The sequence below is a fragment of the Burkholderia diffusa genome, assembly GCF_001718315.1.
Classification (GTDB): domain Bacteria; phylum Pseudomonadota; class Gammaproteobacteria; order Burkholderiales; family Burkholderiaceae; genus Burkholderia; species Burkholderia diffusa_B.
Genome location: NZ_CP013364.1, coordinates 593,904 through 619,491, shown reverse-complemented (window position 1 = coordinate 619,491; position 25,588 = coordinate 593,904). Strand labels below are relative to the sequence as shown.

21 protein-coding genes are annotated in these 25,588 nt (G+C 66.6%); 14 read left to right on the top strand and 7 right to left on the bottom strand.

Annotated features, from left to right (window positions below):
* Positions 1-34 precede the first annotated feature (34 nt).
* From WI26_RS29420 to WI26_RS29400, 5 genes are all read left to right on the top strand, one after another.
* Complete coding sequence (locus WI26_RS29420; RefSeq protein WP_069228171.1) at positions 35-1,117, top strand: glycosyltransferase; 1,083 nt, start codon at positions 35-37, stop codon at positions 1,115-1,117.
* Between the two features lie 93 nt (positions 1,118-1,210).
* A complete protein-coding gene (gene kdsA / locus WI26_RS29415) occupies positions 1,211-2,056 on the top strand; it encodes a 3-deoxy-8-phosphooctulonate synthase (RefSeq protein ID WP_069228170.1) in 846 nt (281 codons plus the stop codon).
* Positions 2,057-2,064: 8 nt separating this feature from the next.
* Positions 2,065-2,604, top strand: a complete 540-nt coding sequence (locus WI26_RS29410; protein ID WP_155624047.1) for a KdsC family phosphatase — start codon at positions 2,065-2,067, stop codon at positions 2,602-2,604.
* Entirely contained in the window at positions 2,588-3,403 is an 816-nt protein-coding gene (kdsB, locus tag WI26_RS29405) for a 3-deoxy-manno-octulosonate cytidylyltransferase (RefSeq protein WP_069228169.1), read from the top strand. Before WI26_RS29410 ends, kdsB begins: the two co-directional genes overlap by 17 nt.
* Complete coding sequence (locus tag WI26_RS29400) at positions 3,381-4,316, top strand: KpsF/GutQ family sugar-phosphate isomerase (RefSeq protein WP_059510591.1); 936 nt, start codon at positions 3,381-3,383, stop codon at positions 4,314-4,316. Before kdsB ends, WI26_RS29400 begins: the two co-directional genes overlap by 23 nt.
* Before the next feature lie 48 nt (positions 4,317-4,364).
* Here WI26_RS29400 and WI26_RS29395 read toward each other — a convergent pair whose 3' ends face one another.
* The 4 genes from WI26_RS29395 to galU form a co-directional block, all read right to left on the bottom strand.
* Positions 4,365-5,501 carry a sialidase family protein gene (locus WI26_RS29395; protein ID WP_420480799.1) on the bottom strand — a complete coding sequence of 379 codons (1,137 nt, stop codon included), beginning with the start codon at positions 5,499-5,501 and terminating at the stop codon, positions 4,365-4,367.
* Between the two features lie 62 nt (positions 5,502-5,563).
* Positions 5,564-6,757 carry a hypothetical protein gene (locus WI26_RS29390; protein ID WP_069228167.1) on the bottom strand — a complete coding sequence of 398 codons (1,194 nt, stop codon included), beginning with the start codon at positions 6,755-6,757 and terminating at the stop codon, positions 5,564-5,566.
* Between the two features lie 304 nt (positions 6,758-7,061).
* Positions 7,062-7,649, bottom strand: a complete 588-nt coding sequence (locus WI26_RS29385; RefSeq protein ID WP_069228166.1) for a phosphatase PAP2 family protein — start codon at positions 7,647-7,649, stop codon at positions 7,062-7,064.
* Positions 7,650-7,674: 25 nt separating this feature from the next.
* On the bottom strand, positions 7,675-8,559 hold the full coding sequence (gene galU, locus WI26_RS29380) for a UTP--glucose-1-phosphate uridylyltransferase GalU (protein WP_069228165.1): 885 nt from the start codon (positions 8,557-8,559) through the stop codon (positions 7,675-7,677).
* 380 nt (positions 8,560-8,939) lie between these two features.
* Between galU and WI26_RS29375 the strand changes: the two genes are divergently transcribed.
* Positions 8,940-9,173 carry a flagellar transcriptional regulator FlhD gene (locus WI26_RS29375; RefSeq protein ID WP_069228164.1) on the top strand — a complete coding sequence of 78 codons (234 nt, stop codon included), beginning with the start codon at positions 8,940-8,942 and terminating at the stop codon, positions 9,171-9,173.
* Between the two features lie 117 nt (positions 9,174-9,290).
* On the top strand, positions 9,291-9,599 hold the full coding sequence (locus WI26_RS29370; protein WP_059540450.1) for an H-NS histone family protein: 309 nt from the start codon (positions 9,291-9,293) through the stop codon (positions 9,597-9,599).
* Here the strand turns inward: WI26_RS29370 and WI26_RS29365 are convergent.
* Entirely contained in the window at positions 9,550-10,635 is a 1,086-nt protein-coding gene (locus WI26_RS29365; protein ID WP_069228367.1) for a DNA topoisomerase IB, read from the bottom strand. The genes WI26_RS29370 and WI26_RS29365 overlap by 50 nt on opposite strands.
* A 429-nt stretch (positions 10,636-11,064) precedes the next feature.
* Between WI26_RS29365 and WI26_RS29360 the strand changes: the two genes are divergently transcribed.
* The 4 genes from WI26_RS29360 (at position 11,065) to yjfF (ending at position 15,753) form a co-directional block, all read left to right on the top strand.
* Positions 11,065-12,027, top strand: coding sequence for an ABC transporter substrate-binding protein (locus WI26_RS29360; protein ID WP_059510599.1), 963 nt, complete (start codon positions 11,065-11,067; stop codon positions 12,025-12,027).
* 68 nt (positions 12,028-12,095) lie between these two features.
* On the top strand, positions 12,096-13,610 hold the full coding sequence (locus tag WI26_RS29355) for a sugar ABC transporter ATP-binding protein (RefSeq protein WP_059510600.1): 1,515 nt from the start codon (positions 12,096-12,098) through the stop codon (positions 13,608-13,610).
* Complete coding sequence (locus WI26_RS29350) at positions 13,607-14,647, top strand: ABC transporter permease (protein ID WP_059540453.1); 1,041 nt, start codon at positions 13,607-13,609, stop codon at positions 14,645-14,647. The genes WI26_RS29355 and WI26_RS29350 overlap by 4 nt, the downstream gene beginning before the upstream one ends.
* Positions 14,644-15,753, top strand: a complete 1,110-nt coding sequence (yjfF, locus tag WI26_RS29345) for a galactofuranose ABC transporter, permease protein YjfF (protein ID WP_059510602.1) — start codon at positions 14,644-14,646, stop codon at positions 15,751-15,753. The genes WI26_RS29350 and yjfF overlap by 4 nt, the downstream gene beginning before the upstream one ends.
* 147 nt (positions 15,754-15,900) lie before the next feature.
* Here yjfF and WI26_RS29340 read toward each other — a convergent pair whose 3' ends face one another.
* Both WI26_RS29340 and WI26_RS29335 read right to left on the bottom strand, forming a co-directional pair.
* On the bottom strand, positions 15,901-18,234 hold the full coding sequence (locus WI26_RS29340; protein WP_069228163.1) for a sensor histidine kinase: 2,334 nt from the start codon (positions 18,232-18,234) through the stop codon (positions 15,901-15,903).
* A complete protein-coding gene (locus WI26_RS29335; protein ID WP_059540456.1) occupies positions 18,227-19,060 on the bottom strand; it encodes a response regulator in 834 nt (277 codons plus the stop codon). Before WI26_RS29335 ends, WI26_RS29340 begins: the two co-directional genes overlap by 8 nt.
* 832 nt (positions 19,061-19,892) lie before the next feature.
* On the opposite strand from WI26_RS29335, the gene WI26_RS29330 reads away from it, so the two are divergent.
* The 3 genes from WI26_RS29330 to WI26_RS29320 all read left to right on the top strand — a co-directional run bounded on the left by WI26_RS29330 (position 19,893) and on the right by WI26_RS29320 (position 25,556).
* Complete coding sequence (locus tag WI26_RS29330; RefSeq protein ID WP_155626430.1) at positions 19,893-20,105, top strand: hypothetical protein; 213 nt, start codon at positions 19,893-19,895, stop codon at positions 20,103-20,105.
* A gap of 410 nt (positions 20,106-20,515) precedes the next feature.
* On the top strand, positions 20,516-24,784 hold the full coding sequence (locus WI26_RS33365) for a YadA-like family protein (RefSeq protein ID WP_069228162.1): 4,269 nt from the start codon (positions 20,516-20,518) through the stop codon (positions 24,782-24,784).
* Between the two features lie 109 nt (positions 24,785-24,893).
* Positions 24,894-25,556: an OmpA family protein gene (locus WI26_RS29320; RefSeq protein ID WP_069228161.1), complete on the top strand. Its 663-nt coding sequence runs from the start codon at positions 24,894-24,896 to the stop codon at positions 25,554-25,556.
* The last annotated feature ends 32 nt before the right edge of the window (positions 25,557-25,588 follow it).

Sequence of the window (25,588 nt, the reverse complement as noted above, 5' to 3'; positions counted from 1 at the left end):
GTGCGACGGCTCATCCCTCACGGAACGGATCCAGATGAAGATCGTCCACATAGTCGAATCCAGCGCCACGGGCACGTTGTCGATGGTGTGCCTGATCGCGAACCGCCTCGCTCGCGAAGGGCACGACGTGCATGTCGTCTACTCGGTGCGGCCGGATACGCCCCCGGGTCTTGCCGCGATGTTCGACGCGCGCGTATCACTGCGCCACGTGCAGATGAAAGGCGCGGGCCTGCTGCGGACCGTCGGCCGGCTGCGCGCGGCGCTCAACGAGATCGGCCCGGACGCCGTGCACCTGCACTCGTCGTTCGCGGGGTTCCTCGGGCGTCTGTCGACGTTGTTCGCGTTGCCGAAGGCGGCGTTCTTCTACAGCCCGCACTGCATCTCGTTCATGCGCCGCGATATCTCGGGCGTGAAGCGCCTGGCGTTCGTCGGCCTCGAATGGATCGCGTGCGTCAGGAAATGCCTGTACGTCGCGTGCTCCGAGAGCGAAGGCCGCGCGATCCGCGCATGGCTTCGTCAGCCGGTGGTGGTGGTCGAGAATGCGGTGAGCGCCACGCTTTCGTCCTCGCAGCCGGGCGAGCCGGAGGGGCCGCCGAACCGCCCGCCGTGCGTGGTGACCGTCGGTGGCATCCGTGCGCAAAAGAATCCCGAGCTGTTCGCGCGGATCGCACACGGCATGCGCGCGCGTGGCACGCACTTCGTCTGGATCGGCGACGGCGACGATGCAGCCAAGGCGCGGCTGGCCGAAGCGGGCGTCGAGGTGACCGGATGGTTGCCACGCGACGAGGTCGCGCGGCGACTCGCACACGCCGACATCTACCTGTCGACGTCGTCGTGGGAAGGCATGCCGGTGTCGGTGATTGAGGCGATGCTGGCCGGCCGGCCCGTCATCGTATCCGGTTGCGCCGGCAACGTGGATGTCGTGCGCCACCTGCAGACGGGCGTGATCTACGCGACCGCGGCCGATGCGGTCGCATGGCTGGAGCGTCTGGCCGGCGACGATGCGCTGCGGGGCGAACTGGCCCGGAGGGCGAGCCACGAGGCGCGGCAGCGCTTCGGCGAGGACCGCTTGTTCGACGAGCTCGCGCCGCTCTATGCTGCATGGGCAGCTCGCTGACACTCGCATCCGGCTGCGCTCGACCGGCGCGATCGTGCGGCATTCGCCGCCGCGCAACGCGCCGAGCGCCGCCTCAATTTCGTGGAGAAACCTATGAATGTCACCATCACGCCGGACGTCACCGTCGGCAACAACCTGCCGTTCGTGCTCTTCGGCGGCCTCAACGTGCTCGAAAGCCTCGACTTCACGCTCGACGTCTGCAATACGTTCGTCGAGGTTACGCGCCGTCTCGGCATTCCGCTGGTGTTCAAGGCGTCGTTCGACAAGGCCAACCGTTCGTCGATCCATTCGTATCGCGGCGTCGGATTCGACGAGGGGCTGAGGATTTTCGGCGAGGTCAAGCGCCGGTTCGGCGTGCCCGTGATCACCGACGTGCATGAAGTGTGGCAGGCCGCACCGGTCTCGCAGGTCGTCGACGTGCTTCAGGTGCCGGCGTTCCTCGCACGCCAGACGGACCTTGTGGTCGCGATCGCGCAAACCGGCAATGCGATCAACATCAAGAAGCCGCAGTTCATGAGCCCGACGCAGATCGAGCACGTCGTGTCGAAGTGCCGCGAAGCCGGCAACGACCGGGTGATCCTGTGCGAGCGCGGCGCGTCGTTTGGTTATGACAATCTCGTCGTCGACATGCTGGGCTTTCGCCAAATGCGCGACGCGACTGGCGACTGCCCGGTGATCTTCGACGTCACGCACAGCCTGCAGATGCGCGATCCGCGCGGCGCCGCGTCGGGCGGCCGGCGGCGGCAGGTGCTCGATCTCGCGCGTGCCGGGATGGCGGTCGGGCTGGCCGGGCTGTTCCTCGAAGCGCATCCCGATCCCGATCGCGCGCGCTGCGACGGGCCGAGCGCGCTTCCGCTCGCGCTGCTCGACGCGTTCCTGCAGCAGGTGAAGGCGGTGGACGATCTGGTCAAGCGGCTGCCGCCGCTCGATATCCGGTGAGCGGCGCGATGTATCGCGGGCCGGTGCGGCTGGTGCTGTTCGACGTCGACGGCGTGTTGACCGACGGCCTGCTGCACGTCACGGCCGAAGGCGAGTTCATGAAGAGCTTTCACGCGCACGACGGTGTCGCGGTCGCGCTGCTGCGCGCGCACGGGATCCGTACCGGCATCCTGTCGGGCAAGCACAGCGGCGCGCTGGCGTGGCGCGCGACGCAGCTCGGCGTCGACGTGCTCGTCAGCGGCTGCGACGACAAGGGTGCCGGCTACGCGGACATCAAGGCGCGGCAACGGGTCGACGATCACGAGATCGCCTATGTCGGCGACGACGTGAACGATCTCGCGGTCATCGAGCGCGTCGGCGTGTCGTATGCGCCAGCCGATGCGCATCGGTTGGTCCGCGCGCGCGTCGACCACGTCGCGCGCACGGCCGGCGGCCGGGGTGTCGCGCGCGAGGTGGCCGAGCATCTGTTGACCGATGCCGGGCTGTCGCTCGACGACGCGTACCGGCCGTTGCTCGAACAATGGAGCGGTCATGACATCGTTCAATAACAGGCGGCGCGTGCGCGTCGTGATTCCGGCGCGGTACGGCTCGACGCGATTGCCGGGCAAGCCGCTCGTCGATCTGGACGGCGAACCGATGATCGTTCGCGTGCACGCGCGCGTGCGCCGCGCGTTGCCCGATACCGACATCGTCGTCGCGATCGACGACGTACGCATCGCCGATGCGCTCGACGCGCGCGGCATCCGCTTCGCAATGACGGATGCCGGTCACGCGTCCGGCACCGACCGCGCGGCGGAAGTCGCGCGCATGTTCGGCTGGCCGGGCACCGATGCGGTGCTCAACGTGCAGGGCGACGAACCGCTCGTGCCGACCGCGCTCCTGAAGGCGTTCGCAGGCTTCTGCCGCGATGCGCCGGACCTCGGGGTCGCGACGGCCGCTTGCCCGATCGGGGATGCTGCTCTGCTCGAGGAGCCGGCCATCGTCAAGCTCGTCACCGACCACCGGGGCCGCGCACTGTACTTCTCGCGCGCGGCGATCCCGTTCTGTCGCGATGGACGGCCGGCGGGCCCGGACGATTCGAATGGATCGACTCAACGCATGTTCCTGCGGCACATCGGCCTGTACGGCTACGTGAACGCGACCCTGCAGGCGCTGGCGAGCGCCGCGCCGTGCGAGCTCGAGCAGCTGGAGAAGCTCGAGCAGTTGCGCGCGCTCTGGCTCGGCATGCCGATCGACGTGATGCGCTGGCCCGATGTGCCGCCCGCCGGCGTCGATACGCCCGACGACGTCGCCCGTGTCGTCTCCCTTCTCAAACGGCAAACCCATGATGCGACAGAACCACATTGAATCCGCCCGGCAGGTCTTCGAGATCGAGTCGCGGGCATTGGCCGGCGTGGCCGCGCGGCTCGACGCGAATTTCGAGGAAGCCGTCGAGATCATCCTCGCGTCGAGCGGACGCGTCGTCGTGTGCGGCATGGGCAAGTCCGGCATCGTCGGCAGGAAGATCGCCGCGACGCTGTCGAGCACCGGCACGCCCGCCTTCTTCATGCATCCGGGCGAGGCCTATCACGGCGATCTCGGCATGGTGACGCCGGACGACACGTTTCTCGCGATCTCGAATTCGGGCGAAACGGACGAGGTGATCAAGCTGATTCCGTTCCTGCGCAGCAACGGCAACGATCTGATCGCGCTGACCGGCAATCCTGCATCGACGCTCGCGAGCGCCGCGCGGATCCATCTCGACATCGGCGTCGAACGCGAGGCGTGCCCGCTGCAGCTCGCGCCGACGGCGTCGACGACGGCGACGCTCGCGATGGGCGATGCGCTGGCGGTCACGCTGATGCGGGCGCGCGGCTTCCAGCCGGAACACTTCGCGCGCTTCCATCCGGGTGGCTCGCTCGGCCGTCGGCTGCTGTCGACGGTCGACGACGAAATGGCGCGCGGAAACCTGCCGTTCGTGACGGAGGACATGTCGACGCTCGACGTGCTGGACGCGATGACGCGCGGCCGGCTTGGGCTCGCGATCGTGAGGCGCGACACCGGCTGGGGCATCGTGACCGATGGCGATATCCGCCGCGCGATCGAGCGGCACGGCGACGGTGTGCTGCGGCGAACGGCGGCCGACATGATGTCGATCGAGCCGTCGACGGTACGGCCTGGCACGCGCGTCGAGGATGCGTTGCTGCTGATGCAGCAGCAGCGCATCGGTGCGTTGTTGGTGGTTGACGGCGGCGACGTCGTCGGCGTGTTCAAGAAGTGAAGGAGGCGCGTCTCCCGCCGCGTCGCGCGGGAGACGTGCCGGCCCCGGCTATTGGAGGCTTTGCGTCAATGCACTCGACGTGGCGTCCTGGCGGAACCGACGCACCCGCAGGAACGTGACGAAATTCGAATCGTGCTGGCTTGTGGCACCACCTTCCGGGTCGTCGAACGCGACACGCAGGACCGCGACGAGATCGCTGCCGTCGAATTGCCAGTCAACGTACTGGAAACCGTGCCGTTTCGTGTCGGCGTGCTGTACCAGCACGCGCCGCGCCGTCCACTGCCGAAGATCCGGCGACGACAGGAGCACAAGCGTATTGCGGACGCGCTCGAGGTTCATCCGTCCCACGCTTTTCGGGACTGCGTTCGTGATCGTCCAGTATTGCTGCGACTGCGGATCAAAGCGAATCGTGAACTTCTTGCCGGCGCCCGGCAGGTCGACGAAATCGCGCGCAGGGTCGAACGACAGCGTGCGGCCGTCGTCGTTCGTTGCCACCAGCGCGGCCTTCTCGGGGCCGTTCTCGGTGTTCACGCGCAGCATGACGGCCGGCGTCGTACCCGGCCTGCCGACCACGTTGCCTTCTTCCCACGACTGGAACCTGCCGTCGAGCCAACGCTTGTCCGACGGCAGATGCGTGGACACACGCCAGTTGCGCGCGTCGAGTAAATCGCGATCGACGGGCGCGGACATCACCAGCGCGCGCAGGTCGCCGTCCTCGACGCTTTCGTACGCGCGCCAGACGCGTCCGCGATCGACGAGGATCGGCACCGGCCCGGTGATGAAGCGCCCACGATATGGCAGCAGCCCGGTCGACGCGTCGACCGGCGTGGTCCACGTCGCGCCGCCGTCGTCGGAACGGCGAATCGTCGGCGTGCCCATCGAGCGGTTGGTGCCCATCAGGTACAGTGCGCCGTTGAGCACGAACAGCGACGACCAGTACTGGTCCGGCACGTCGCCGAGCCGCGACCACGTTGCGCCTTTGTCGTGCGACGTGAACACGGACACCCGGTTTTGCGCCGAGGCGGAGCCGAACGTATCGAAGCTCGCGACGTAGTCGCCGTTCGGCAGCACGGCCAGCGACGGCGAGCCGAGATACACGCGCGTCGCCGCGCGGCTATGCGCAATCACCTCGCCGGGCGGCGCGGGGACGGCCTCCGCGCCTGCCGTCATCGTTGCGCAGCCCATGCACAGCGCCGCGACGAGCGACCGTTTCATCGCGCGCAACGTCCGCGCATGTCGGTGTGATGTCATGTCAGGTGCGCGAGCGGCTCGACGCCGGACGGGTTCGGGACGGGGCGGGCGAGCGCGCGCCGGTGTGGTGCGTCCTGGTCGGCCAATACAAGGAACAGCAGGATGGTGAGCCAGAGCATGCCATAGAGCACGTGATACTTGAACAGCAGAATCGGCAGCAGATAGAGCAGATACTTGCGTCGCCGCTTGCGGCGGAACAGCATGACGAGCGTACCGAAGAACACGACGAAACCGGCGACGCCGGCGGCGAACACGAGGTAGATGTAGAACGAGCTGTCCCGCACCTGATAGCCGCGCAAGTGGGTTTTTCCGACGTTGTTGCGTTCGTCCCAGAACAGACCGCCGCCGAACACGCCCGCGAGCACGTCGCGCTCGGACAGTTCAGTCAGCACAAGCGTACGGCTGCCGACCGCATCGTAATCGACAGACTGGTTCACCCGCTGATCGTACACGCTGTAGAGCCATGGGACGCAGGCGAGCGCGACGACGATGACGGCGATCCGGGTTCGAAGCCGCCCACGGCCGGTGAGCACGTGCAGCCCGCACAGCGCCGCGCAGACGGCCATCGACGCGACCGAGAAGCTGAGCAACGCGGTGGCGAACCCGACCGCGGACGCGAGCGTGATGCGCTGCTTGGACAGCAGCAGGATCACGGCGCTCGGGACGACCGTCATCGCATAGAACGACGGCTCGGAATACAGGCCCAGCGTGCGGATCGAGATCAGGCTGTCGGTCAGCGCCTTGGTCGCGTATAGCGCTTCGGAGTCGGCTTCGCGCACATAGCTGTCGAAATCAATGAAGGTGCCGGTACCGAGGTAGTAGACGAGCTGGAACGTGAAGAATGCGGCGTGGACGTAGATGAGCGTCTTGCATGCGGTATCGAGCGATTCCCGTGTGAGCACGCCGCCGGCGAACATCCAGTAGCTCAGCGCGATGTACGTCTGGATCAGCACGAACTTGATGAAGAAGTTCACGTAGAAATCGCCGAATGCGGACAGGATGAACGCGAGGCTGGTGCTGATCAGCCAGTACGTGCAGACCGGAAACAGGTGCCGCTGTCGGTTCATCAGCGTCGGCGCGCGCAGAAAGGCGAGCGCGCACAGCAGGAAATACGCGATGAAGGTCGCGCGCACGCTGAACGCGTTGAGCGAAAAGAACAGTACGCTGGCAGAAAAGAGCAAGGTCGACATGCGTGTGCCCGATCGGAGACTCCGGATCCGCTGCGTGCCGGCCGTGCCGGCGCTGCGCGGCGAGATGCCGTGCGATGCCGGGCAAGGGGCCTGTCGGCCGGGCTGGCTTGCGCGACGGTTCGCACGCGGAACATGCGTTCGTTATCCGTCGTCCGGAACGAAACGGTTCCGGCGATCAAGGATAGGGGGTTGAGCGGCCGGGCGAGTCGCGTTGTCCGATTCGCGCGGGATTCTGTCTTTTTCCGGCGGGGTCGGCGGCGGGCGCCGCGTCGTATAGCGACGTCCGGTCGCGTGATCGCGCTCGTCATGGCGGCAGCGCGAACCGCCCGCACAAAAACGGCGAATACATTTCGATCGCCGCCTGAATCGGCGCATGACGGCCATACGCGACGGCCGACACGGCCAGCAGCGAGCCGGCGACGAGCGCGCGATACCGCGCGTCGATGCGCGGCGCGCCGTTCCGCCACGCGAATCCCAGCGCGACCGTCGAGCCGACGAGCCAGCCGGCGACGACTTCCGACGGCGTGTGTGCGTCGTCGAACACGCGCGCGACGCCGATCAGCGCGCCGAGCGCGAGCCCGAACGACAGCGCCGTGCTAGCCCGCAGTCGCACGCCGCCGCTCAGCGCCAGCATGCATGTCATCGGCCAGACCGCCGACGCAAGCATCGTATGGCCGCTGATCACGCGGAAATCGATCGCGCGGATCTGGAGCCCGCAGCCTGCGTACAACATCTTGGTGGTGCCGACCAGCGCCATGCCCGCTGCGAGCATCAGCGCCCATGACGCCGCATGATGCCGCCCGGCCGTCGAGCGCGAGAGCCAGGCGACGCACACGGCGGCAAGCGGCAACGTCATCGCCGCGTCGCCGAGATCGCTGACGGCCGTCCACATGACCGGGTTCGCGACGACGGCCCGATCAGGCGGCCAGCAGCGCCGACATGCGCGTGGCCAGATAGCTTTCGAAATCCGCAGCCACTTCCGGATGCCGCAGCGCGAACTCGACCGTCGCCTTCAGGTACCCGAGCTTGCTGCCGCAATCGAAGCGCGTGCCGTCGTAGCGATGGGCGAGCACCTGCTCGTCCGAGAGCAGCGACTGGATCGCGTCCGTCAGCTGCAGTTCGCCGCCGGCGCCTGGACGCAATGCGCGCAGATGTTCGAACACCTTCGGCTTCAGCACGTAGCGGCCCACCACGCCGAAATTCGACGGTGCCTTCGCCGGCTCGGGTTTCTCGACGATCCCGGACAGCTTGAACAGGTTGTCCTCCCAACGCTTGCCTTCGATCACGCCGTACGACTTCGACGCCTCGGGCGCGATTTCCTCCACGCCGATCACCGACGCGTGATAGTGATCGAACACGTCGATCATCTGGCGCAGCACGGGCCTCGGGCCGTCGAGCAGATCGTCGGCGAGGATCACCGCGAACGGCTGGTCGCCGACCAGCTTCTCCGCGCACAGCACGGCATGGCCGAGCCCCAGCGCTTCGGCCTGGCGCACGTAGAAGCAGTCGACGTGACTCGGCTTGATGCTGCGTACCAGCGACAGCAGCTTTTCCTTGCCGCGCGCCTTGAGCTCGGCTTCGATCTCGTAGGACTTGTCGAAGTGGTCTTCGATCGCGCGCTTGCTGCGGCCGGTCACGAAAATCATCTCGGTGATGCCCGCGTCGATCGCCTCCTCGACCGCGTATTGAATCAGCGGCTTGTCCACGACCGGCAGCATTTCTTTCGGGCTGGCCTTGGTCGCGGGCAGAAACCGCGTGCCGAGACCCGCGACCGGAAATACGGCTTTCGTCACTTTCATCATGATTGTCGGATTCCATCCGTTCAGGATCGGGCATCAGCGATGCCGAGGAAAGGCGGCGATGCGCGCGTGCAATCGTCGCTCGCCGGTGTCGTATGGTTCGCGCGATCGGACTTGCGCACCGTTCGAAAATTGTATTGACGTCCCGGTTTCGGGTAGTGACCGAATCTAGGTCGAATCCGACAGCGACGAATTGCGAATCGTTAATCACGAATACGCCAATCGCGAATTGCAAGCGCCGATTTCATGAATGTCGGATACCGTCTAGGAATTGTCGGCATGACGTCGATTGCATGACTTAGATTCAGGCATTCACTACTGGACGGCCGGTCACGGCGCTGCGCGCGTCACGCGCACCGGCCGCCGTCGGCTCAGGAGCAGTCATGACCGGACACGGCGACATCTTCGATGCAATCGCGGAATTCAACCGCGCATATCTCGCGCTCGCGCAGCGCATCTTGCGTATCGACTTTGAACAGGGCAAGCGGCAATTGGGCATTTCGGATGAAATGGCCGCATCGATCGACGCGTTGACGCCGGATCAGATCGACGAACTTGCGGCCCGCGGCGAACTGGTGTGTGAATTTCGCGCCGAAAACGCGCCGGGCCGTGCGTGAGCCGCTTTCCGGTTTTCCCGAATGGATGTTCGACTCACGGCTTTCAAGCGGATTGCATCGTGGCAATCCCGCGTCCATTCGGTCTTTTCTCACGCCATGAAAATGTGGAGGAATCGCATGTCCGGTTATCGCGAATTGAAGGCGCAAGCCGATGAATTGATGAAGCGTGTCGAGGAAGCCCGGCTCGCCGAACTCGAGGCCGTCATTCAGGAGATTCGCACCCGGGTCGCCGAGTACGGCCTGACCGCCAGCCAGATCTTCGGCCGCCACGGCCGCGCCGCGAAAACGACGTCGCGCAAGAGCGCATCGGCGCCCCGGTATCGCGATCCGAAGACCGGCGCGACCTGGAGCGGACGCGGCCGGGAGCCGGGGTGGATCAAGGGCGGCCGTCGCGAGCGGTTTCTGATCGGGCGCAATCCGGATTGATTCGAGCGGGGCGCGCCGCCTGCTCGAGCAACGCGGCGAACGCGGCTTCGTCCGCGCGCAGCCCTCGCGGCGATCGGTGCACCTCGAGCGCCGCGAGCATCCCGGCTTCGAACGCATCGAGCACGGCCGGGTGGATGTAGCAGCGCCGGCACACGGCCGGCGTGTTGCGCAATATGTCGGCGACGGCCCGCACCGTTTCGACGATCTGCTTGCGCGCATGCGTGACATCCTCATGCGGGACGCGTCGCAGCAATGCCAGCGCCTGCACGCTGCCCGCCCATGTCCGGTAATCCTTCGCGGTGAACTCCGCGCCTGCTGCTTCGCGCAGATAGTCGTTCACGTCGGACGAGCCGATCGAATGACGTGCGCCGTCGTCGTCCACATACTGGAACAATTCGTGCCCGGGCAGCTCCGCACAGCGCCGCACGATCCGTCCGACGCGCGGGTCTTCCACGGTCACGTCATGCTCGATGCCGCTCTTGCCCGTGTAGCGCAGGCGAACCTGTCCCGGCCGGATGGTCACGTGCCGTTTGCGCAGCGTCGTCAGCCCGTACGACGCGTTTTCGCGCGCGTACTCGGCGTTGCCGATCCGCGCGAGCGTCGTGTCGAGCAGCCGGACGATCGTCGCGACGATCTTGTCGCGCGGCATCCCGGGCAGTGCCAGATCGTGCGCGACACGCTTGCGGATGCGCGGCAGCGCGCGGGCGAAGGCTGCCATCCGCGCGTACTTGTTCGCGTCGCGCGTCTCGCGCCATTGCGGGTGATAGCGATACTGCTTGCGCCCGCGCGCATCGCGCCCCGTCGCCTGCAAGTGGCCGCGCGGGTCCATGCAGATCCAGACGTCGGTATACGCAGGCGGAATCGCGAGCGCATCGATGCGGGCGATTTCGTCGGGGTCGCGGATCCGGACGCCGTCCTGCGTGTAGTACGCGAAGCCGTGGCGCAACCGCCGGCGCGTATAGCCGGGGCGCCGGTCGTCGACATGGCGCAGCGGCTTATCCCAGTGCGGCGATTGCGGTTCATGCGCGGCGGGCATCATTGTTCTCCTTGTCGTCGGGGCGGCCGTCGCGGGGCTTGAACGGCGCTTGCCAGCCGCCTGAGCAAGATCCGTGCGCCGCCGAGGAACCCGCCGCCCGGTCCACGTTGAGTTCACGTCCACACGGATGGAGCACGCGAAGAAGGTGGATACTCGTGACGCCGGCCGAGGCTGCCAGCCGGTCGGACGCGCGCGGAGCGCTAGGTGTTTATACGTATGCCGATACCGATATCGGTTCAATCCAATATTTCATTGGAAGGTTATCGGACTTGTTCCTAGACTGATCCGGGGCGCACATACCGGACCGGCCGCACGCGCCGGCCGGCGCCGCCCCGACCCGCGCCCGCGCCACGCAGAACCACAACAGCACAGCACGGCACCGCGCCGGCCCGGCGCCGCGGCATACAACGACATCATCGGAGACGGACCATGACATTCATCAGGAAGCTGACGGCCGGTGCGCTCGTCGCCGCGGCGACGGTATTCGCGTCGGGCGCGCACGCGCAGCAAAAGCCGATCACGCTCGGGTTTTCGCAGGTCGGCGCGGAGAGCGCCTGGCGCACCGCGAACACCGTGTCGGTGAAGAGCGCGGCGAAGGACGCCGGCATCAACCTGAAATTCTCGGACGCGCAGCAGAAGCAGGAAAACCAGATTCGCGCGATCCGCTCGTTCATCGCGCAGAAGGTCGACGTGATCGCGTTCTCGCCGGTCGTGGAGTCGGGCTGGGAGCCGGTGCTGACCGAAGCGAAGGCGGCCCATATCCCGGTGATCCTGACCGATCGCGGCGTCGACGTGAAGGATCCGTCGCTGTACGTGACGATGATCGGTTCCGACTTCCTCGAGGAAGGGCGACGCGCCGGCCACTGGATGGAAGAGCGCTACAAGAACGATGCGGGCCCGATCAACATCGTCGAGCTGCAGGGCACGGTCGGCTCCGCGCCGGCCAACGACCGCCGCGCGGGTCTGCTCGAGGTGATCAAGAACAATCCGAAGTTCAAGGTGATCGCGTCGCAAAGCGGCGACTTCACGCTCGCCGGCGGCAAGCAGGTGATGGAAGCGTTCGCGAAGACCTACGGCAAGCAGATCAACGTCGTCTACGCGCACAACGACGACATGGCGCTCGGCGCGATCCAGGCGATGGAGGAGGCCGGCATCAAGCCGGGCAAGGACGTGAGCGTCGTGTCGTTCGACGCGACCAAGGGCGGATTCCAGGCGATGGTGGCCGGCAAGATCAACGTCGACGTCGAATGCAGCCCGCTGCTCGGCCCGCAACTGATGACCGCGGTGAAGGACGTCGTCGCCGGCAAGCAGCTGCCGAAGCGCATCGTCACGAACGAGACGGTGTTCCCGATGAGCGTTGCGGCGCAAGTGCTGCCGACCCGCAAGTACTGAGTCCCGGCGGGCGCGGGCGGCGGCGCGGCTGCCGCCGTCCGCCATCCGCTTCGAATCGAGGGCAATCCATGACGAATCCGCCGGTGGTCGAGATGATCGGCATCGACAAGGCGTTCCCGGGCGTGAACGCGCTGCAGCGCGTGAACTTCCGGCTGTTTCCGGGCGAGATCCACGCGCTGATGGGCCAGAACGGCGCCGGCAAGTCGACGCTGATCAACGTGCTGACCGGCGTTCATGCGCACGATGCGGGCGAGATTCGCGTCGGCGGCGCGCCGGTGCACTTCGCCGCGCCGCGCGAGGCCGAGGCCGCGGGCATCCAGACGCTGTACCAGGAAGTGAACCTGTGCGCGAACCTGTCGGTCGCCGAGAACATCTTCGCGGGCCGGCAGCCGATGCGGCGCGGCGCGATCGACTGGAAGACGATCCATGCGCGGGCGCGCGATGCGCTCGCCGAGCTCGACCTGTCGCTCGACGTCACGCGCTCGCTCGATGCATATCCGATCGCGGTGCAGCAGATGGTCGCGATCGCGCGAGCCGTGTCGGTGGATGCGCGCGTGCTGATTCTCGACGAACCGACATCGAGCCTCGACGACGGCGAGGTCGCTCGGCTCTTCGACGTGCTGCGCCGGCTGAAGGCGTCGGGCATCGCGATCCTGTTCGTCACGCATTTTCTCGAACAGACCTATGCGGTGTCCGACCGGATCACGGTGATGCGCAACGGCGAGCGCGAGGGCGAGTATCTCGCGCGCGAATTGCCGGTCGACATGCTGGTCGCGAAGATGACTGGCCGCGAACCGATGTCCGGCACGCTGCAGGCAGGCGCGGCGGCCGTGCAGCGTGATGCCGATGCGGCCGCGCCGTTCCTGTCGATGCAGCAGGCCGGCCGGCGCGGAATGATGAGCCCGCTCGACCTCGACGTGCGGCCCGGCGAAATCGTGGGGCTGGCCGGGCTGCTCGGCTCCGGGCGCACGGAAACCGCGCGGCTCGCGTTCGCGGCCGAGCGCACCGACACCGGCGCGATCGAGATCGACGGTGCGCGCAAGCGTCTCGCGTCGCCGCACGATGCCGTGCGCAACGGGATCGCGTATTGCCCGGAGGATCGCAAGAAGGAAGGGATCGTCGCGGCGTTGTCGATCCGCGAGAACATCGTCCTCGCGCTGCAGGCACGGCGCGGCTGGTGGCGGCTGATCGGCCGCGCGCGCCAGCGCGAACTCGCCGAGACATACATCGCGCGGCTCGGCATCAAGGCGCGCGACGCGGAGCAGCCGATCGGGCTGCTGTCCGGCGGCAACCAGCAGAAGGTGCTGCTCGCGCGCTGGCTCGCGACGGAGCCGAAGCTGCTGATCCTCGACGAGCCGACGCGCGGCATCGACGTCGCCGCGAAATTCGACATCATGGAGCGCGTGCTCGCGCTGTGCGCGCAGGGGCTCGCGATCCTGTTCATCTCGTCGGAGATCAGCGAAGTGGTGCGCGTGAGCCACCGGATCGCGGTGCTGCGCGATCGCCGCAAGGTCGCCGAACTGACCGGTGCCGAGGCGTCGGAGGAACACGTGTATCAACTGATCGCGGGAGGCCGGTCATGATCCGGTTACGCACGTTGCTTCGCCATCCGCTCGTGTGGCCGGTGCTGACGCTTGCGCTGCTGTTCGCGCTCGACGTCGCCCATCGGCCGGGCTTCCTGTCGATCGCGGTGCTCGACGGCCACTTGTTCGGCGCGCCGATCGACATCCTCAATCGCGCGGCGCCGCTCGTGATCGTGTCGCTCGGCATGACGCTCGTGATCGCGACGCGCGGGATCGACATCTCGGTCGGCGCGATCGTCGCGATTGCCGGCGCGGCCGCGGCGATCGTGCTCGATGGCGATCCGACGCGGGTCGGCACGGCGCTGGCCGCCGCACTCTGCGTGGGGTTGCTCGCAGGCGCATGGAACGGCGTGCTCGTCGCGTTCGTCGGGATGCAGCCGATCATCGCGACGCTGATCCTGATGGTCGCCGGACGCGGCATCGCGCAGTTGCTGACGGGCGGACAGATCATCCCGATCGGCGCGCCAGGCTATCTCCAGCTCGGCGGCGGCTATCTCGCTGCCGTGCCGTGCTCGGTCTGGATCGCGATCGCGACGATCGCGGCGACCGCGCTGCTGGTGAACCGCACGGCGCTCGGCCTGTTCATCCGCGCGATCGGCGTGAACCCGGTCGCGACGCGGCTCGTCGGGCTGCGCGCGGGGGCCGTCGTGTTCGGCGTCTATCTGTTCTCCGGCGTGATGTCGGCGCTCGCGGGCATTCTCGCCAGCTCGAACGTGCGCAGCGCCGACGGCAACAACGCCGGGCTGCTGCTCGAACTCGACGCGATTCTCGCGGTGACGCTCGGCGGCACATCGCTGCTCGGCGGCCGCTTCAGCCTCGCGGGTTCCGTGCTTGGCGCGCTGATCATCCAGACGCTCACCTACACGACCTATTCGATCGGCGTGCCGCCGGAGGCGACGCTCGTCGTGAAGGCGCTCGTCGTGATCGTCGTGACGCTGATCCAGTCGGACGCGGCGCGCGCGCTGGTGATCCAGCATGCGTCGCGGCTGCTGTCTTCCACCCGTTCGCGCACCACCACCGGAGCCACGCCGCGATGAACCGATTCTTCGCACGGTTGACCGACCCGCGCACGCTGCCGATCGTCGTGACGATCGTGCTGTTCGCCGCACTGTTCGGCTTCGGATCCGTGATGTACACGGGATTCTTCTCGATGCAGGTGCTGACCGGGCTGCTCGTCGACAACGCGTTCCTGCTGATCGTCGCGATCGGGATGACGTTCGTGATCGTGTCGGGCGGCATTGACCTGTCGGTCGGATCTGTCGTTGCGCTGACAACGATCTTCTGCGCAGTCGGCGCCGAACGGTTGCACTGGCCCGTCTGGGCGATCGTACCGCTCGTGCTCGTATTCGGTGCACTGTACGGCGCGGCGATGGGTGCGCTGATTCACTACTTCCGCCTGCAGCCGTTCATCGTCACGCTGGCCGGGATGTTTCTCGCGCGCGGCGCGTGCTTCCTGATCACGACGCAGTCGATCACGATCAACGAGCCGACCTTCCATGCGCTCGCGGGCATCAGCGTGCCGGTTGGTGGCGGGACGCTGAGCGCGGGCGCGCTGATCGCGCTCGTGACGCTGGCCGCGGCGATCTACGTCGCGCATTTCACGCGCTTCGGCCGCAACGTGTATGCGGTCGGCGGCAACGAGCGATCGGCGCTGCTGATGGGGCTGCCGGTCGCGCGCACGAAGGTCGGCGTATATGCGCTGAGCGGCTTCTGTTCGGCGCTAGGCGGCGTGGTGTTTACGCTGTACGTGCTGTCCGGCTACGGGCTGCAGGCGCAGGGGATGGAACTCGACGCGATCGCCGCGACCGTGATCGGCGGCACGTTGCTCACGGGCGGCGTCGGGTACGTGATCGGATCCGTGTTCGGCGTCGGCATCCTCGGCACGATCCAGGTGTTGATCACGTTCGACGGCACGTTGAGTTCGTGGTGGACGCGGATCGTGATCGGCGCGCTGCTGTGCGTGTTCTGCCTGCTGCAGCGGGTCATCGAGCGGCATGCGGCGCGGCGGCGTAGCGGTGGGACCGGGCTCGATCCGAAACGGCGGAAGCGCGACGCCGCACAGGTGGCGCCCGCCGCGCCGAGCGACGATGCGGCGCTCGGTTCGACGATGCGCAGGCTGTTGCGCTTTCAGCGTTCGGCGTGATGCCGACGCGCGTTCGGGCGGCTTGGCGGACCGGCATCGCGTGCTTCGTCGCGGTTGCCGGCTTTCAGCAGCGCGTCGAGGCGGCGGCCGGTCGCAGCCGAGCAAGCAGCGAACGTGCGTTGCGCGACAGCGGCGCATCCGTTGCGATCAAGCCGGCCCGGCCATGTCGGGTTCCGTATCGAACGACGCATCCGCGACGCTGGCCTGTTTCAGCGACTCGGCGAGTCGTTCGATCGCCTGCAGATCGAGCGCATCGAGGCGGTCCCGCATCGCTTGCACGAATGCGGCATGCCGCGGCGCGTACGCGTGCTGTCCGAGCCATTCCTCGATATCGGTGAGGCGACCTTCGCTCGCGAGCACGGCCAGTTCGTCGAGCGCGTCGGCAGGCGGACAGCGCATCGCGTGGGCGGCCGGCACGGGCTCGGCTTGAACGGCGGGTTCGGCGGCGCGCACGAGCGCCGACGCCGGGATCATCGCGCGGCCGATCGCGGGCGCCATGATCTGGAACGTGAACGACGTGCCGACACCCGGCTGGCTCGACACGGCCAGCTCGCCGTGCATCGCGCCGACGATCCGCTGCGCGATGAACAGGCCGAGCCCGGTGCCGCCGTTGACCGCCTGCACCTGCTGATACGCACGGAATATGTCGGTGGTCTTGTCGATGTCGATGCCGATTCCGGTGTCGGCGACCTCGAACACGATCCGCCATGCATCGCCTTCCGCATATGCGCCGACCGACAGCGTGACCGTGCCGTCGCGCGTGAACTTCGACGCGTTCGACAACAGGTTGAGCAACACCTGCTGCAGCCGAATGCCGTCGATCGACAGCTTGCGCGGCAACGGCGTCAACGGCCGGTAATTGAATCGGTTGTTCTGCTGCAAACACAGCGCGACCGCATAGTCGCCGATGTCGCTCAGCAGGCCGGGCAGGTCGGTCGCGTCTGGCGAAATGCCGAGCGGCTGCAACTCGGCCTTCGTGTATTGCAGCAATTCGTCGATGAGCGTGAGCTGGTAGCGTATGCTGCGATCGATCGAGCGGATCAGCCTGGCCTGGCTACGCGTCGCGCCTTGCAGCAGCAGCTTCGCGTAACCGTTGATCGTCGACAGCGGCGCGCGCAGATCGTGGCTCACATAGCCTAGCGTCTCGATCTTCTGCTGCATGTGCACGCGAACCTGTTGCAGCGCGTCGTTGAGCGCGACCGTGCGTTTCGCGACCTCGTCGCGCAGGCGATCCTGCTCGGTGAGTTGCCAGTGCTCGAGCCGCTTGCGTGCTTCGGTGCGCTGACGGCCGACATGGTTGATCCACGCGGCCAGCACGAGCAGATGCGTGGCGAGGCCGATGATCGCGATGACGGGGTTCGGATAGATATCGGACTTGAGCCAGAACAGCCACGCCGGGATTGCGTCCTTGCCGTCGAGGATGCGGATCGCCATGTTGAAGCTCGCGAACGCGATCGCGATCAACATCACGCGGCCCGTCGGTGTGCGCCGAATCGCGAGCGTCAGCGCGAGGGTAAGGTTCACGATCGCCAGCACGGTGTTCAGCCGCAGGCAGAACCACGTGAACGTGAGGAGGTCGCCGCATGCGGCGCCAACGATGCCCGCGCACTCGAGCGCGATGAACCCCGCGTAGATCGCGCGAAACGGGATGCGCGCCTTCTCGCGATGGGCGACCGTCAGGATGAACGCGATGAAGCATACGATCGACAGGTAGACGAAGATCACCTCGCCGCGCGCCGACCATTCGCGCGCGGCAGGCCACAGATACAGCGCGGTGTAGCCGCGGTAGGTTGCCTCGAACAGCGCCGTGTTCAACGCGAGCACGGCCAGCACGACGAACATGCCGCTGCGCGAGAAGAACCCGATCAGAAGCGCACACCACACGAGCGCGAGCAGGCCGCCGAGGAAGCCGAAGTTCCACATGGTCGCGTGGAGCTCGTGGGTCTGCCACGCGTCGCGCGTGAAGGCGCTCGGCGCGAGCCGCAGTTCCTTGCGCGACGTGATGCGGATCAGGATGGGCAGCCGTTCGCCCGGGCGCAGCGTTGCATCGAGCACCGGATACCGGGAAGCCGGCCGGCTCATGCCATTTTCGTCGGCCGGGAAGCGGCCGGCGAGGGCCCACGTGCCGCCGTGCTCGACATAGAAATCGGCACGGTCGACGCGTGCGTCGCGGATCGCCAGCACCAGCGGCTGTTCAACGCCGCCGCGGTTGACCAGCGTCGCGCCGACCCACCATGCGGAGCGTGAGAATTCGATGTTGAACGACGGTCGCGCCGCCGCGGCGGCACGGCGTTGAGATTCGGCGAGCCGTGCGGCGGCCTGATCGACGGACATCTGCGTGCCCGGATCCTCGAGCAACGAGACCGCGTCCAGTTGCGCGGGGTTTTCCGTCGCGTGGGCGCGGTGTGTCGCGCACGCGAGCACCAGTGCCGCCAGCAGCAGCACGACCGTGTGCCAGCCCGAGGCGAAGCGCCTATGCATCGCTCGGGTGGTCATGCGGCGGCGGCGCAATATCGACCGCCGGCCGTTGGCGCCGCCAGTCGGACGGCGTGATGCCGAACCGTTCGCGAAATGCCGTCGCGAAATTGCCCGGCGTAGAGAAGCCGATTTCCTCGGCGATGTCGCCGATACCCATCGACGTCTCGGCGAGGAAGTGCCTCGCGGCGCGCAGCCGCGTGTCGCGCAGATATTCGAAAACGGTCTGGCCGAGATGATCGCGGAACACGCGCGACAGCCGTTTTTCGTGCGTGCCGACCTGTTTCGCGAGTTCGTCGAGCCCCGGCGGATTGCGCAGTTCGCGCAGCAGGATGTCGCATGCCGCGCGCACCAGCGCGGCGTCCGGGTGGTCGGGCAGCTCGGGCAGGTGCGCGAACGGCTGGCTGCGCCGCGTCCGTTTCAGATGATTGCGGATCCGTGCAATGACCTCGGCCGGCTCGAACGGTTTCACGATGTAGTCGAGCGCACCGGTTTCGAGCCCCGCGATGCGATCGTCGAGATCGCTCGCGGCAGTCAGGATGATGACGGGAATGTTCTGCGTCGACGATGTCGAGGCCAGCAGCCGGCACGCGGCGAAGCCGTCCATGCGCGGCATTCTCACGTCGATCAGGATCAGGTCGGGCGCGATTGCCTGCGCACGGTGATAGGCCTGCAGACCATCGAATGCGACGCTGATCCGGCAGCGAGCGGAACGCAGGATCTCCGTCAGGAGCCGCAGGTCGTTCGGTCGGTCATCTACGACAAGAATGTGGGCGCCAACGAGATCCGGCGTGGCGCGGAGCGACGCCGGACTGGACGAGCGAGATGACATGGTTGCGGACGTGAACGGAGGGTAGGCCGGGGTCGGACTCGATGCATCTATGTGCACGATTGTTGCGAAAAATTATATGACGACGATTGCGTCGACGGTGGGGAGTCCGTGCGATTTGTGTGGGCATGTCTGACACGGTTGCGCGGGTGCTTGGCCGCTCCGATCGATTCGAGTAAACAGCGAGTGGAAAAACTTTCCGAATTACCAATTTCATATCGGTTCTTATTGCCGCATGATTCCTTGTGAAAATCGCGTGGCCCGAATGATGTCTTTAAGAAAATTATGTCGTTGCAATGCCCGAATCTGGTGCTGGCAGAGTTCCTCAATTAATCGTCTCCATGATTAAGATCGCTTTCACATTTAAATTTCACCCCGGCGGGGTTGTATGAATGTAAATATCGTCTGCTCTGGAAAAGAATTTTTCCGCTTGAGAAAAGGTTTGTTCTGACGAACGCCGGCACACTAGGCCGGAAGAGCCTGGAATCGGTTCTGCAGCACAAGCGGCTTTAGCGAAAAGGCTTTCTGTAAGCACCCTTTTGGGGCGCCACATTCAATGTGACATTGCATGCTGTCAATCTCATATTCCGGGATTGCGGCGATGCGACGGAGACCGGCACGAGGGTAATAAAAACTTCATCATTCTTCGAATGTGCCGATGCAACAGGATGCATCGAGGAATGCAGAAGTTGATGCGAGTTTGACACATAAGGCGGCAATAAATCGTCAAAGAAAGTCAGTCGATAAATGTGGTGAAGGGGCCATCCGGCCAGTCGGCGGTTTTTCCGGAAATCCGGAATGTCCGGCGCTGGCCTGGATGTAAAAAGGGGTGAGCGTGTACGCGTCGATCGCCGGGCAGTTCGATCCTTCGAACGGCGGTCGCGCGACACCGCTGTCGATCAGGCAGGCACGAGAAGACATGAACATCAAAGGCACGGCGGATCAACGCACCGGCTCGCTCGGACCGGTGTCGGCTGTCAGCGTTCGCGATCCTGCGGCGCATGCGTCAGCCCCGGAGGCCGCACGGCGGCATCCTCCTCCCGAATGAACCAGGGCGGCCGGTCTGCAGGTCAGGCTGGCTGCGTCCATCCGGCGTCTGAACGACGCCTCCTCATGAGATTCGAAGTCGCCGCCGGTCCGGCGCGACGGTGTCCGCGCGCGTTGGCTTCGCGGCGTGCCGCGCGTCGCGCCGTCATCCGGCGAGCGACATCGGCTTCCATGATTCGATAACCCGCGATCGTCGCTGCGCCTCGTGTCCGACTGGCATGCGCGGTGTGCGGTCGCGTGATCGCGACAGCGGTCGCGAGTGTCGTGCAGGGCCATTCGGCAGTCAATTTAGTCGTCCGAAGTGAGACACCGGAGCGGTGCGAGATGACGAGCGCGTGTGTAGATGCGCGCTTCGTTTGCCGTCGCGTCGCTGTCGCGTGATTCAGCACACGAGAACCGAGGGAAAACAACATGAACAAGTCGTTCAAGTCGATCTGGAACGAAGCATTGGGGGCGTGGGTCGCTGCGTCCGAGCTCGATCGCGCGCGCGGCAAGCGCGTGGCGTCGTCGGGAAGTGCGCACGTACATGCCGAACCGGGCGCTGGCGCCGCCGCGAGCGCGGCAGCGCTGGCGGGGCTATCGCCGCGGCGAATCGCCACGATGATGGCGGCTGCGTATCTCGGACTGTTTCAGGCGGGGGCCCACGCGCAGTATTCGGCAGGCGGCGGTTCCGCGACGGGCGGCGCCAGTTCGATCGCCGTCGGTAACGGCTCGATTGCCACACAGGTGAATTCCACCGCGTTCGGCAACCTGTCCACGGCGACGGGCGTTTCAGCCACGGCGATTGGCCCGGGCGCGCACGCCATCGCCGACGGCTCGACATCCGTCGGCATCAACTCTCAGGCAACCGGCGTGAACAGCGTGGCCATGGGCGTGCAGGCAATCGGATCCGGCAGCTATTCGGTCGCGATCGGCAACCTGTCGAGCTCGACCCAAAGCGGCTCGGTGGCGATCGGCAGCGGTGCGTCGGCGATCGGCGTTTCCGCGATCGGGCTCGGGAACAATGCAACGGCCTCCGGTCAATATGCGGCCGCGCTCGGGCTCGGGGCGGTCGCTTCCGGGGCGCAAGCCGTCGCGCTCGGCTTTTCGTCCAATGCCACGAATACGGGCGCCGTCTCGCTCGGCAACCAGTCGACGAGTTCGGGCTCGGCCGGCGTTGCCGTCGGCAGTGGCTCGCTCGCTTCCGGCAATTCGGCCGTGGCAATGGGCGTAAACAGCGGTGCGAAGGGTACGTCGTCGATCGCCATCGGCTGGGGCGGCACCGCAGGCGTGCCGGGATCGGGCACGCAATCGCTCGGCACCAGTTCGATCGCGATGGGCTCGAATACCTCGGCGGGTGCGGACAATGCGCTGGCGTTCGGCCTGAACGCGAATGCGTCCGGCCTCAGCTCGATTGCAATGGGCGTGCAGTCGACCGCGACGCAGCAATTCGGCGTCGCGCTCGGCAATCTCGCGCTCGCGACGGGCATCTCGGGCACCGCGCTGGGCGCCGGCGCGACGGCGTCTGCCGTGAATGCAACGGCGATCGGCATCAACAGCGTGGCGGCCGCTGGCGCCACGGTCGCAATCGGCGCGAGCAACTCGGTTGCGGCGGCGGCTGGCGCGGGCTCGATCGCCGGCGGGAATAACTCGCAGGTGCTGAGCGGCACCGGCGCCGTTGCGCTCGGCGAAGGCCAGACCGTGAGCGGCAACGGCGCGGTCGCCATCGGCGATCCGAGCACCGCGATCGGCACCGGCGCGGTCACGATGGGTTCGAACAACACCGCGAATGGCGACGGCGCGGTGGCGATCGGCAATTCGAACAACGCGCAGGGTGTCGGCTCCCTCGCGCTGGGCAATACGTCGACGGCGGCCGCGGCGGGTGCGGTGGCCTTTGGCGCGTCGGCCGTGGCGAACAACGCCAACGATGTCGCGCTCGGCTCCGGGTCGGTGACGGCCGCGCCGAATCCGACCGCGACCGCGACGATCGGCGGCGTCACGTACAGTTTCAAAGGCATCAATCCCACCAGCGTCGTCAGCGTCGGCGCGCCGGGCAGCGAGCGGCAGATTACCAACGTCGCAGCCGGGCGGATCAGCTCGTCGAGCACGGACGCGATCAACGGGTCGCAGCTCGATGCGACGAACCAGGCGGTGACGTCGCTGTCGACGTCGACGCTGTCGAGCATCACGTCGTTGTCGACCGGGGTGTCGTCGTTGTCGACGGGCCTGTCGTCGACGAACAGCACGATCACGTCGTTGTCCACGTCGACTTCGACGGGGATCAGTTCGCTTTCTACCGGCCTCAGCTCGACGAACAGTTCAGTGACGTCCTTGTCGACTTCCACATCGACGGGCTTGTCGTCGGCGAACAGCGCGATCACGTCGCTGTCCACGTCGACTTCGACGGGGATCAGTTCGCTTTCCACCGGCCTCAGCTCCACGAACAGTTCAGTGACATCCTTGTCGACTTCCACATCGACGGGCTTGTCATCGGCGAACAGCGCGATCACGTCGTTGTCCACGTCGACTTCGACGGGGATCAGTTCGCTTTCCACCGGCCTCAGCTCCACGAACAGTTCGGTAACGTCCCTGTCGACTTCCACTTCGACGGGCATCAGCTCGCTGTCAACCGGCCTGAGTTCGGCCAACAGCTCGATCACGTCGCTGTCGACGTCGACGTCGACCGTCGTCGGTTCACTGTCCACCGGCTTGAGTTCGACGAACAGCAACCTGACCTCGTTGTCGAGCTCCACGTCGACCGGCATCAGCTCGCTGTCGACCGGCCTGAGCTCGACCAACAGCTCGATCACCTCGTTGTCGACCTCGACGTCGACCACCATCGGTTCGCTGTCGACCGGCCTGTCGAGCACGAACAGCAGCCTGACGTCGCTGTCGACCGCCACGTCGACCGGCATCAGTTCGCTGTCGACGGGCTTGAGCTCCATCGCCAACAACAACACCAACCTCGGCAACAGCACGGCCGGCGCGATTGGCGGCGGGGCCACCTACGATCCGACGACCGGCACGATCTCGGCGCCGTCATACGTGACGTACAACAGCGACGGTTCGACGACGATCAACAACAACGTCGGTTCCGCGATCGACAACATCAACGCGCACGGCATCAAGTACTTCCACGCGAACTCGACCGCGCCGGACAGCCAGGCGATCGGCGTCGACAGCGTGGCGATCGGGCCGAACGCCATTTCGCGGGTGGACGGCAGCATCGCGCTCGGCGCGGGCTCGGTGGCCGATCGCGCGACGGTGCCGGCGTCGGGGATCATCCGCAACGGCACCGCGGCGATCCCGTTCAACACGACGGACCAGACGCTGCTCGGCGCGGTATCGGTCGGCGATGCGACGAGCAAGACATATCGCCAGATCACCAATGTCGCGGACGGCACCGGCCAGCAAGACGCGGTGACGGTGCGGCAGCTTGCCGGCGCATTGCAGTCGTTCGCGGTCACGGGCCAGAAGTACTTCCACGCGAATTCGACGGCGGCGGATTCGCTCGCCGTCGGCGCGGAATCGGTCGCGGTGGGGCCGACGACGGTCGTCAACGGCGACAACGGCGTCGGCATCGGCAATGGCGCGATCGTCGATGCGACCGCGCCGGGCGGGATTGCGATCGGGCAGGCGGCGAGTTCCGCGCAGGCCGACGCGATCGCGCTCGGCAGCGGCGCGACGGCGACCGGCGCGCAGTCCGTGGCGCAGGGCGCCAATGCGGCGGCGGTCAGCGTGGGCAGCGTCGCGCTCGGCTCGGGCGCCCGCAGCAACGCGACCGATGCGCTCGCGCTCGGCGCCGGCGCGTCGGCGACGTTCGCGAACAGCGTCGCGCTCGGCGCGGGCTCGCTGACGACGGTCGGCGCGCTGACGAACTACGTCGCGTATGGCCTGAGCAGCCCGCAGTCGTCGGCCGGCGAAGTGAACGTCGGCAACCGGCAGATCACGGGCCTTGCCGCCGGCAAGAACGGCACGGACGCGGTGAACGTGTCGCAGCTCGATTCGATTGCGAACCAGCTGACGACGCTGATCGATCAGCGCACGACCAACATCGGCGGTTCCTACACGTCGAACCCGTCCGGCGGCAACGTGCCGCCGGGGCCGTCCGGCTCGAACTCGTCGGCCGGCGGTTCGGGCGCGGTGGCCTCCGGCTCGAACAGCACGGCGGTCGGCAACAGTTCGACGGCGTCCGGCAGCGGCTCGACCGCGCTCGGCGTCGGCGCGACCTCGTCGGGCAGCAACTCGGCGGCGGTCGGCGCGGGCAGCAATGACGGCGGCCGCTCGAACGTCGTCGCGGTCGGTTCGGCGGATTCGGCGCGGCAGGTCGTCAACGTCGCGGCGGGCACGCAGGGTACCGACGCGGTGAACGTGAACCAGCTGAATGCGGTGTCGAACCAGTTCACGCAGTCGCTGAACACCGTCAACAACCAGCTCACGCAGATGCAGCAGCAGATCCAGCAGACCGATTCGATGGCACGTGAAGGGATTGCCGCGACCGCCGCGATGGCGTCGATCCCGCACATGGACCGCGATTCGAACTTCGCGATGGGGGTCGGCACGGCGTCGTTCCAGGGCCAGAAGGCGATGGCGGTCGGCATGCAGGCGCGCATCACCGAGAACCTGAAGGCGACGCTGAACGGCGGTTTCGCCGGCAGCCAGCGCGTCGTCGGCGCAGGCATGCTGTATCAGTGGAAGTAATCGCGCGCGGCGGTTCGTTCCGGCACGCGCTGCCGGAGCGGACCGCGCCGAACCCAACGCATGCGGCCGCGCCATCGCGCCGCGCTCAACGTATTTTCGGAGTCGTCAAGTGAAAAACATCCATCTTGTCCTGCTGGCGTCCGTGGTGTCCCTCGCAGCCTGTTCGAGCGCGTCGGGCCCGACGTACAACGCATACGAACTGCAGTCGCGCAACGGCATCCGGACGTTCCAGGTCGACTGCCACGGCATCCTGTCGACCGCGAAGACCTGCATGAAGGTCGCGACGCGCATGTGCGGCAACGAACCCGTGCGTTTGGTCGACACCACCACGCCGTACCGCGACGGCGCCGATCCGCATTCGATCGTGTTCCAGTGCGGTGCGGGACCAGCGCCGGCCGCCGCGGCCGTTGCGCCGGCGCCCGCGCCGGTCGAGAAGGTGACTCTGACCGGCGATGCGTACTTCGCGACCGATTCGGCCGTGCTGACGTCCGAGGCCACCGCCGCGCTCGACAAACTGCTGAACCAGCAGGGCGATCGGCATTTCTCGCGCGTGGAAGTGGACGGTTATACCGACGCCACCGGTTCGGACGCGCACAACCGGGCGCTATCGAAGCGCCGGGCGGATGCGGTCGCCGGATATTTGCGCGAGCACGGGCTGAAAGCGGATTCGTTTGCCGCGACCGGTCACGGCGAAGCCAATCCGGCGGCACCGAACGATACGGTCGAAGGACGGGCGCGCAATCGCCGCGTGGAAATCTCGCTGCAGAAATAGGCTGCCGCGATCGGGTTGCCGCAAGCGTAGCC